At 43.5% G+C, this 11,406-nt stretch carries 5 protein-coding genes; 4 read left to right on the top strand and 1 reads right to left on the bottom strand.

The features are described 5' to 3' along the window. Window positions 1–51 precede the first annotated feature (51 nt). Window positions 52–927: a tetratricopeptide repeat protein gene (locus QUB24_RS22205; RefSeq protein WP_333155505.1), complete on the top strand. Its 876-nt coding sequence runs from the start codon at window positions 52–54 to the stop codon at window positions 925–927. Window positions 928–1,082: 155 nt separating this feature from the next. Here QUB24_RS22205 and QUB24_RS22210 read toward each other — a convergent pair whose 3' ends face one another. Further along, window positions 1,083–4,703, bottom strand: a complete 3,621-nt coding sequence (locus QUB24_RS22210) for a WD40 domain-containing protein (RefSeq protein ID WP_333155506.1) — start codon at window positions 4,701–4,703, stop codon at window positions 1,083–1,085. 211 nt (window positions 4,704–4,914) lie between these two features. Between QUB24_RS22210 and QUB24_RS22215 the strand changes: the two genes are divergently transcribed. From QUB24_RS22215 to QUB24_RS22225, 3 genes are all read left to right on the top strand, one after another. After that, window positions 4,915–5,262, top strand: a complete 348-nt coding sequence (locus tag QUB24_RS22215) for a hypothetical protein (RefSeq protein ID WP_333155507.1) — start codon at window positions 4,915–4,917, stop codon at window positions 5,260–5,262. Between the two features lie 138 nt (window positions 5,263–5,400). Beyond that, on the top strand, window positions 5,401–6,402 hold the full coding sequence (locus QUB24_RS22220) for a hypothetical protein (RefSeq protein WP_333155510.1): 1,002 nt from the start codon (window positions 5,401–5,403) through the stop codon (window positions 6,400–6,402). A gap of 145 nt (window positions 6,403–6,547) precedes the next feature. Further along, on the top strand, window positions 6,548–11,406 hold a 4,859-nt coding region (locus tag QUB24_RS22225), incomplete at its 3' end, for a CARDB domain-containing protein (protein ID WP_333155511.1).

Consider the following 11,406-nt stretch of genomic DNA (forward strand, 5'->3'; position numbering starts at 1 on the left):
GTTATCATAGGCGATCGAGAAACCTTTATATTTTTTGCTGGGGCTGATCGCGTGCCTAATCGCATTCCTTTAATATCTCTGCTACTCGCACTCGGTTTGGGGGCAATGCCCGAGCCTGCTGTTGCACAGGCACTCCTGCCTTACACCCTGCAAATCGACTCGGCCCAACTCGAACAAACAGCCTTGAGCCTTGCAGAAGAAGCCGTCCAGCTAGCCAGACTGCAGCAGTACCAACTAGCGGTACCTAGAGCCGAACTCGCCACACAGTTAGCCCCTAAAAATGCTCAAACTTGGACTTTGTTGGGCAGCTTGTACCTTCAAGTCGAGCAGTTTGACAAAGGCATTGAAGCTTTGGGGCAAGCTCAATCTCTGTCACCAGAAAATCCATCAATTAAATTTGTCTTGGGAGAAGCTTACTTTCGGAAAGCGAACTACGAGAAAGCAGTCGAATATTTGCAAGCAGGATTAAAACTAAAACCAGACACTCCAGGTGCCTTATTTGATTTAGGCAATGCTTTTTATAAGCTGAAGCGGTTTGATCAGGCGATCGCCCAATACGAAAAAGCCTTTGCTTTAGAAAAAAACCTGTGGCCGGCTATTAACAATATCGGATTAGTCAAATACGAAATGGGAGATGTTGATAGCGCCATCAAACGCTGGCAAGAAGCGATCGTGATCGACGACAAAGCAGCCGAAGCAATGCTAGCTCTAGCAGTAGCATTGTACACCAAAGGTGATAAAGAAAAAGGCTTAGCGATGGGAGAAGCAGCTCTAAAACTCGACAAACGCTATGCTACCGTAGAATATCTCAAAGAAAACCTCTGGGGCGATCGTTTAATCGCAGATACCCAAAAGTTGCTAGCCACTCCTGAAATCAAAGCAGCACTGGCTAAAATTCAAGACGCGCCACCCCCTCCCCAAATGTAGTCGCCCGATCCCAAATCCGGGTTTAATATCATGACTAACCCTCCGTCATTGCGAGGAAGGAAGCAATCGCTTCGTATCTGCGATTGCTTCCTTCCTCGCAATGACAAATAATACAAAAAAAGGGCTAGTAAACCCGGATTTAGTATGAGTCGCGATCAATTTACTTCAACTGCCCCCAGTGTTTTGAGCGTCGTAACAGTCGCCTCAGTTAAACCTTTAACACCTGCAATATTCATTCCTTCATAAGGTTTGGGAACAGGCAAGGTTTTGATACACTCACCCGTTACTGCATCCCAAAGCTTAATCGTCTCATCTTGGCTGGCACTGGCTAGAATTTGACCATCTGGACTAAAAGCAACCGACCACACCCAATTGTCGTGTCCCCGCAGAACTTGCAAGCAATTATTCGTCCTTGCATCCCAAACTCGTACAGTTTGGTCATGACCGCCACTCGCCAAGTGTGTACCATCAGGACTGAACATTACAGATGACACAATACCGTCATGTCCCTCCAGGGCAGTCAAAAATTGTCCAGTATTGATATCCCAAAACTTGATGCTACCGTCACTGTTGCTGCTTGCCAAAAGATTACTGTCAGGGCTAAAGGCAACAGACCAAACCCAACCGCTATTTCCCATCAAAGTGCTTAAGACTTTCCCTGTACTGACATCCCATAACTTCACCGTCTTATCGGTACTCGCAGAAGCCAGGATATTACCTGAAGGACTAAAAGTAACTCCCATCACCCAACTCTGATGCTGAGTAAAAGTATAAAGACATTGCCCTGTGCTCATCTCCCATAGTTTGATAGTCTGGTCCTCACTGAAACTTGCCAATGTCTTACCGTCGGGACTGATGGCAACTCCCCAAACCCAAGCAGAATGACCTTCTAAACTTTTTAGACATTCACCGATCGCAGTATCCCATAACCTGACACGAGTGTCAGAGAATCCACTCGCCAGCAAGTCTCCATTCAGACTGAAGGCAATGGATTTCAATCGATTAGTACGTCCATCCTGTATACTTTTAAAACACTTCCCGGTTTTGATATTCCATAATCTCACGGCGCGATCGCTACTACCTAAAGTTTTGCCGTCGGGCGAGAAAACTACCGAATTTACTGGATTGCTTTGCCCCAATACTGTTTTCAGACAATGACCTGTTTTAACATCCCACAGTCTCACCGTACAGTCTTCACCAGTGCTAGCTAAAGTTTTGCCATCAGGATTAAACGCGACGGCTGAAACCCGACTGGTGTGTTTTTGCAGCGTTTTTAGACACTCACCCGATGCCACCTCCCACAATCTCACGGTGCTGTCTTCGCTGCAACTTGCTAAAATCTGACCATCTGGACTAAAGGCAACACACACCACTATTTGTGAATGTCCAGAGCAAATCCTAACGAGTTCACCCGTGTTAAGATCCCAAAGGCCGATAGAATAATCATTACCACCACAGGCTACCGTTTTACCATCTAAACTGAAAGCAACCGCTCGAATTTGACGACTGTCACTCTGAAACATTTTCAGGCATTGTCCAGTAGCAACATCCCACAGTTTAAGTATTCCGTCATCACCGCCACTAGCTAAAATCTTACCTTGAGGACTGAATGCGATCGACCAAGCCTGACTTTTGTGTGCTGGCAAAGTTAGCAAACATCGTCCATTACTCCAATCCCAAAAACGCACAGTTCCATCACCGATGCCACTAGCAAGCATCTTGCCATCTGGACTGAAAGCAACTCCCAGCACACTGCTATTATTTCCCTGCAATATTTGACGGATAGACCAACTGCTAACATCCCAGCAACAAATCGTGCCGTTACTACCGCCAGTAGCAAGGGTTTTGCCATCTGGACTAAAAGCAACGGATAACACGATGCTGCCGTATTCTTTGCTAGTTCTCAACAGCTTAACTTCTGGCATTTGCCACAAGTGAATCTCACCATTCGTATCGCCCAAAGCTAAAAGTTTTCCATCCGGGCTAAAAGCGACTGACAAACCACTTCCCAAAACTTCAGCGAAAACGGAATTAGCTAAATTAGCACCAGCAAAGTTTACCTGATGCAAATTCGTATCGGGTAAATAAGCTTGCCAAACGGTCAAATTAGAAAAATCCCAACCGCTTAAATCTGGCTGCATTTGACGTAATAGATTTATAATATTACCTGCAGCATAGCCAGTTTCTAGTGTTGGTTTACCGCGCAGTGATGCCAGAATTGGTTTGAGTTGGTTTTCTAGAAGTTGCTGGCTTTCAAAACTAAAAAGCAGTCGATCGGCAATAGGTTTAAGGATAAGACGAGCTTGCGTATCTCTAAGGTATTCTGTAGCTGTAGCTTTGAGAAGAGCATGGCTTCTGAGAAGGTCAATTTCGCTGCTGGTTATCTCAGTGCAGACTTTTTCGATTAATCGTTCCGTCATGTATTCCATGACGACGGGTTGTTGAGTGTAGCCGTCTGAGGTTTTTTCGATGAGAGAACGTCTAACGAGAGAACCTAAAACTTCTAGTAATTCTTTGACAGTTAATTTTGAAACACAATCTTGTTGTAACTCTCCCAGCGAGACTGGCTCCCGCTCGATCGCCAGCCAGTACATCACCTTTTTTTCTACATCTGATAAACGATTGAATTGTCGGTCTAATAGGTTCCGAATATCATCAAATACTAAAGTTCCTTGATTTAAAAGTTCTAAAAATCTGGTCAGGCTACTCTCAAAAAAATCATGGATGGCTGGAGCAACCATTTTTAAGGCTAACGGATTTCCAGCATAGTGGGATCTCAAAATATTCCATTCGGAGTCTGACCCTTGAAAAAAAGCAATACCTTGGACAATTTCCTGTGCTTCTGGGGTTGTTAAACCTGTCAGTTGTAATGAACGAACTGGCAATTTTTTACCTTCTTTAGCTGCTAAACCGATGGGTTTTTCTCGACTGGTTAGTAGCAGGGTACTTTTATGGTTGATTTCGGCTACGCATCGCAGAAGTTGACCGTAGCCTTCATATCCCTGTCGATAACAACCCGTGCGTTCTTCTTCCTGTAGAATTGACTCGAAGTTATCTAATATTAAAAGACACCGATGCTGTCGCAGATAGTGCATCAGGCGCGAGATTCCAGCATCCACAGTTTCCGGTAAATTCGTTTCCTGTTGGTTCGAGAGAAATTGAATCAATTCTACCAATAAGTCGAGGAGCGATGGAGCATCGCAGAGACTGTGCCAGATAATATAATCAAATTGTTCTTGGATGCGTTCTGCTACCTTGATAGAGAGAGAGGTTTTACCAATGCCACCCATCCCCAACAGCGTCACTAGGCGGCAGCGATCGCCGATTAGCCACTGTTCTAATAAAGCTAATTCCTCTGCACGTCCGTAGAAAATAGAAACATCAATTGCCTCTCCCCAATTAATGGTTTTGTTGAGTTGGGTTATATCAGTGGCAACTCGATCGGCGATCGCACCACTCTGATTAATTTGTTTGTTTATATAGTGACTAATTTGGCTATTTGGTAGTGCGAGGGTTACTTGTGCCTGTTGCGCTTTCCGTCGCATAACAGACTGAACATTACTCTTGGTGACTTTTTCTCCGAATAGCCGACTCAGAACTTGCCATAACTGAAAGCCAACAAACTTAATGTATTCGGCATCATAACCCGCGCTTTTGGCAATCTCTGGATAAGAGTGTCCTTCCCAAGCCTCCCGCAATACCAGTATGTGAATATCGTTGAGATGCTCTTGTTTGAGAACGGAGTCGAGGAAAATCAGTGCTTCGTCGATCGTCATTTATTTAAAATTATCGGGTGTGTGAGCTCAAGGGTGGTGGTTCCTGTCCCCAAGTGCAGGCGTTTAAGCAATTATACTTAAAAAGTCGCTATAGTTTGCAGCCACGATATAACTATTTATAACTTTTACTCACAGACGCCATTGCCGCATCCGGGTTATTACTGAATCAAAGCTAAAAATTATTGAAATGTAATCTTTTGAGGAGGGTCAAATGACTCAAGATTTGCGAAACACAGAAGTGGCTCAAAAAATTGAATCATATTTCGATGCAATAGCCCAAGGTAATAAAGGCGATGCAACAATAGAAATGCTAGAACAAGATGGCTTTATTATCCGTTATCGAGTCCAGATTCGCCATCATCATGTTTGGGATAGCTTTGCGGGACGGGTAACAATGTATGACGTAACGACACCAGTACAAGGCGAGTTCGATCTGAAGAATCCTGCTAGTTTTGTAGATCAACAAGCCTGTGTTGATGTTGGTTTGGGTATTGGGCGAGTTTGCGTTAGCTTGCAAGAACTTGCCCAAGCAATACTTGCATCTGGGTTAGTTGCTTAACATCGGTTAAAAGTAGTGAAAATAAGCGATTGCTCTTGTGTCAGTTAGATAAAGAAAGGGCGATCGCATCCTAGTTATCTGGAATGGTAGAAAGCGATCGCTCAAACCCAAATTTTCCACAAAGTGAGAAACTAAAATATGAAACGCATAAAATCTATTCTGATTGGATTATTCCTAGCCAGTAGCATAGGTGTCACAGATGCCTACGCCCAGAACGATAAACCAAGTCCGCCGATATCGCTACCAGCACGTTCTAGTCAGGTTGCCCAAACAGATTGGGATGTCGAAGTAATTTTAAAAAGCAAGTCTCTAGACAATGCCAAACTTTACGTAGTGCTTTTAGTGACGCTAATTGCTGGAGGGGTTGGCGGGATTGTTTTTGAGTTGCTGAACCTGCAAGGCAATATTGAGCGACCCCACGCACCCAGCGAGGATGAATTGGCGGCAAAACTTGCTTACGCTACTGTAGACAATGTAATTGATTTGGGCATTTTTGCCAGAATTATTATTGGTGCATCTGCTGCTGTTCCTGCTATGGTGTTTATCAAACCAGACAGCGTATTGCTGTTATTAGCAATGTCCTTAGTCGCTGGTTCGACAGGGACTGCTGTCTTTCGTTCCTTGCAAGATCGACTCTTAATAGCTATCACTCAGCAAGAGGCAAGTGAACAAAAAAGAAAAATCAAGCAGAAAAGTAATAATGCTAAGATGGAGAAGGCGATCGCGGCTGTTGAAACCCTAGAAAAGGAAGTCGAAAAAAAATCCGACAGCCCGGAAGGAACAACCAATCTAATAATTCCAGAAGGCACTGTTTTAAACCGCAGTCATTTCGAGGAAGTCAGAAAAATCCTATTGCAGGTTACAGGAGTAAATGCTGAAGCAAACAATGCGATCGCGGCTTTTAAAAAGTTAGAGGAGGAATTGATCGAGAAATCAGTTAAGCCCCAAGGAACGATGGATCTGAAATTTACCAAAGACACTACTATAGAGTGCAAGTTGTTTGGGAATGTCAAGGATTGCTTGAGTCAGGCTAAAGCAGCAAATGAGCTAACTGCGATCGCTGATAATAGCCAGTCACCTCAACCAGTAACCCCGATCCAAAACCACCTGTTGCCCGATCGCAAACCCGATCGGACATGATATAACTGGTGGTTAGGTTTCAGCACCTCTGCTTGTTTAAAGCTAGCTTCTGCTTCTTCAGTACGTCCTAAATTACTGAATGCTATGCCTCGGTTGTATGATTCTCTGAGTTTATTTAACCCTAAAAAAATAGTCGAGCAAAAAAATGCCAAATCAAATCTACTCCATTATTGACTTAGGCACACTGGGCGGATCTGAAAGTCGAGCTTGGGCGATTAATAATAACGGTCAAGTCGTTGGTGATGCTCAGACAGGTAGCGGAGAGTTCCGTGCTTTTCAATTCACTGATATTAACACTAACCAGCAACTAGACCCTGGTGAAATGCAAGATATTGGCATAGTGGGCAACGCATTAGAAAGCCGTGGACGCGATATTAACAATAACGGTGAAGTGGTCGGTTTTCTCACAACCAGCACTGGGAGTACCAGAGCTTTCCTGTGGAACAGTACCAGCGGAATGCAAGAGCTGACAGGAAGTAGCAACTCTGCACTCAGCATCAACAACAATGGTGTAGCAGTTGGCTTTTTCAAAGTTAACCAATTTCAATTTCACGCTAGCCGTTGGCAAAACGCTCAGGGTTTTCCCCTAATCACGCCAATCGATAAAAGTAGTTGGGCTACTGGCATTAACGACAGCGGTCAGATAGTTGGCTATACAGATATAAACGGCAATCCTATTCGCGCCTTTCTTTATGAAAGCGGAGAAATGAAAGATGCGCGTGACTTAGGCACGCTGAATAGCACTTCAACAACAAGAGCTTGGGACATTAATAATCAGAGCCAAGTCGTAGGTCAATCTGGCAGCAAGGCATTCTTTTGGAGTAGCAATGGTGGGATAAAAGACCTGGGTTCTTTAGGAAGCGGTAGCAGTCAAGCTTTAGCGATTAACAACCAAACTCAAGTAGTTGGTAAATCCAACAATAGTGCTTTTTTGTGGAGCGATAGCAACAGCAACGGGCAGCCAGATCCAGGTGAGATGATTGACCTCAATACTTTGCTTCCTTCAAATGCTGGGTGGAGTCTCACAGAAGCACAAGATATCAACGATGCTGGTCAGATTGTAGGAACAGGGATTATTAATGGTCAAACTCATGCTTTTCTCCTGACTCCAACTTTAGATGATCCCGATCTATCAGTCACGATTTCTGAATCTTCAGATCCAGTCCAACTGGGAGAGAACTTAACCTATACCCTGACAGTTACCAATCAGGGTATGGGAAATGCCTCAGAAGTTGCGTTGACCCAAACGCTTCAAAATGTGACTCTTGTTAACACAAGCCCACTCTTGGTTGAAAATAATGGTGGAGTTCTAAAATTTGACCTGGGTGATCTGACGAAAGGAGAGACTAAGACCATTGATGTGGTTGTGACTCCCAACCAAGCTGGAGAAATCAGCAATACAGCGAGCGTGGGCGCAAAAGAGATTGATTCTGACAATAACAATAATACAGTTACTGAAACTACAAATGTTCTGGATACTCAACCCGATCTATCAGTCACGATTTCTGAATCTTCAGATCCAGTCCAACTGGGAGAGAACTTAACCTATACCTGGACAGTTACCAATCAGGGTATGGGAAATGCCTCAGAAGTTGCGTTGACCCAAACGCTTCAAAATGTGACTCTTGTTAACACAAGCCCACTCTTGGTTGAAAATAATGGTGGAGTTCTAAAATTTGACCTGGGTGATCTGACGAAAGGAGAGACTAAGACCATTGATGTGATTGTGACTCCCAACCAAGCTGGAGAAATCAGTAATACTGCTACTGTGGGTGCAAAAGAAATTGATTCTGACAATAACAATAATACAGTCACAGAAATCACAAATGTTTTGGATACTCAACCCGATCTATCAGTCGCGATTTCTGAATCTTCCGACCCAATCCAAAACGGAGAAAATCTAACCTACACTCTTACGGTTACTAATAAAGGGACTGGAAATGCCTCAGATGTTGTTTTATCGCAAACTTTAACAAATGTCACCTTCGTTAACGCTACCCAAGCTCCTCTAGAAAATAGTAGTAGCTCTGTTACATTCAACCTCGGTACCCTAGCTAAAGGAGAGACTAAGACCGTTGATGTGGTTGTGACTCCCAACCAAACTGAAGAAATCAGCAATAGTGCTAGTGTGAGTGCAAAAGAAATTGATCTGAACAGCAGTGATAATACATTTACGGAAAGTACAGTAGTTTTAGATCTAGCTCCCTTGCAGGTAAGTGGCGACTTCAAACTTAACAAAGTGACCAAAGGCTATGAGGCATCAGGAACCATTCAAATTGGCCTCAAAGGTGAACCGTTTCAACTGACTGTAGTCGGTTCGATGTCGTATGACAAAAAGGAGATTGAAGCCGAAGGGATTATGTCATCTAATATCGGCAATCTGACAGAGCCACTGTTCAAGGGTAAGTTTAAAATTCCAGTTGGAAAAGCAAGCACATCATCTCTTACAGAAACCGAGCTTTTGCCAGGAGAGTTCAAACTTGCGGGATTAGATACTACTTTTAATGGCTTAGATTTTGCTCCTGGCAAAATCGGGTTAGGAGGCACATTCCTGTTTCCAGACGAGCTAGGAAGTAATAGCGTGCAGATGAGTGTTCCCAACAGACTCATTATCAGCAATGATGGTGTAAGCATCGGTGGTGGCAAATTCTCCTTTCCTAACTCAAAGTTTAAACTTAAGGATTTAATTGGTGTCGAATCCACAGATTTAGCCATAGAGTATATCCCGACACCAGAAGATGCACTCAAGCTGCAAGGCAAGCTTTCTTTAGAACCGTTTGTCAAATCTGTTAGTCCCCAAATTATAGCTGATTTTTCCGGTGATAATTTTATCCAGGTTGGCAAAAACGGTGTGGATGTAAAAGGAGCGCTTTCCGTAAAAAATATCCCCATTGTGCCTAAACGATGGGAGATAAAAGAAGCTAAATTAACGCTCGATACCCTTGGGAAGGAGGTTAAAGGTGAAGGCACGATGCTTATCCCTTTGGGAATTGAAATTGGTGGGAGCCTCGGTTTTATATACAAGCCAGATTGGGCGCTCAATTCTTTATCTATTACAGCGGATAATATGCAAGAACCCATCCCTGTCTTCCCCCTAGCTTTTGTTCAGAGGATATCAGGTAAGATAGAACATTTAGCCAAGTCAGATCCGAAACCTCTGGAGGCTGCAGTAGGTATAGGATTGACAATTGGGCCACGAATACAGAATTTTCCACTTCCACAATGGCTTGGTGGTGGCAAAGGCGAGTATGCACTGGTTGATGTCGGATTAGATGGCACCCTCAAGGCTGAGAATTTAACTGGTCAAGGCCCAATAAAATTAGTGCATGAAAAGTTGGCTAAAGGTCAAATTTATGGTGAATTAAATTGGAATGAAAAAGAAAAGTTTTTCAAGGCTGAAGGTCAATTTTCATTATTAGATAACCTAATTACTGGAAAAGGTGGCTTAAAAAGCACCCCTAAAAGCGACGGTAAGTTTGACTTAAATTTGTACGTCACAGGCAATGTCAGTGTGCCTAATTTTATCGATGTACTGGGAGGTACGCAAATTGGGTCAGGCAACGGGTTATTTCGCTATAGCAACGATGACTCATTATCCAATGATTTCATTGCGGGTTGGGGAACAATAGGATTCCAAAAACTGGGCGTTGATTTCAAAGCGATTACAGGGTTTAAGTATAACTTCGATGGAACTACCAGTCCTATTGGTAGCTTTGAAATTGAATCACTAAATCAGTTAATTAAAGGCGAGGGTTCTACACTGCCCGGATTAGCTTTCAATAATAGCTTGGCTTATTTGAATGAGCCGTTAGATAACCAGAACCTTCCGCAAACAGTACAGCAAGGTTTGCAAATTGCCCAAATAAAACTAAAGCAATTTGCTACAGATATAGATTTGAGTACCAAGCTAAACATAGCTTTTGGCAATATCTGGAATACCGAAAAAGCACAAGTGCTGGCGCAAGCTTGGGCAGAGGGTAATTTTAGCAGCCTTCCACCAATACAGATTCGCCCATCAGCCACCATTAGCGGAGCCAATGCTGCTTTTGCTAGTGCCACCAATACTATTTATATAGCCAGCGAATACGTGACTCAGAACGCTGCTGACCTTGATGCAGTCGCTAGAGTGCTGTTGGAAGAAATTGGTCACTATATAGACTCTCAAGTGAATGTTTTGGATGCGTTTGGAGATGAAGGTGCAATTTTCTCTGCCTTGTTAAGTGGTGAAATGCTAACTGAATCACAGTTACAGCAGCTTAGAGCTGAAGATGATACAGTCACAATCAATTTAGATGGTGAAAATATTCAGCTTGACCTCAACTCCTCCCAACAAGATACATTCCGCATCGGTGCCGGAAAACCTTGGCTAGCTATTACTGCGAATTGGGATAACGCTGCTAGCAACGTGCCAATTCAGTTAAAAGCACCTGATGGCACTATTTACACCGAAGCAGATATAGCTAATAGTGACAAGATTGCAATTTTAGAGCAGTTGACTAACTCCAATAAAAAAACTATTGTTGTCGTCAATCCCACGCCCGGTGACTGGGAACTCGCAGTAGTTGACACTGCAAATCTAGGTAACGTCCAGTTTGCTGCTTTGGCGGGAACTAATGCACCCACTATAGAGCTGACCTCGTTAGCCAAAGATGCCAGCAATCAGAACATTACCATCGACTACAAAGCCTTTGATGTTGATTCAGATGCCAAAATCAGCTTATTTTATGATGATGATCAACAGGGCTTCGACGGTCTGCTGATCGCTGATGATCTCATTGAGAAAGACGGGGCTGGTAGTTATGTCTGGAATACCAAAGATATACCCATCAGTAATTACTACATCTATGCGATGGTGATGGATGAAAATAGTGTCCCGGTTTTCGCCTATTCTTTAAAATCTGTTCAAGACGGGAATATCAATCCCCCATCCGACAATGACGGTGAAGGTAATCCTCCAACTCCAACGCCAACTCCGACTCTAGAACCGGCTCCAATTCCGACTCC

Source organism: Microcoleus sp. B9-D4 (assembly GCF_036705105.1).
Taxonomy (GTDB): domain Bacteria; phylum Cyanobacteriota; class Cyanobacteriia; order Cyanobacteriales; family Microcoleaceae; genus Microcoleus.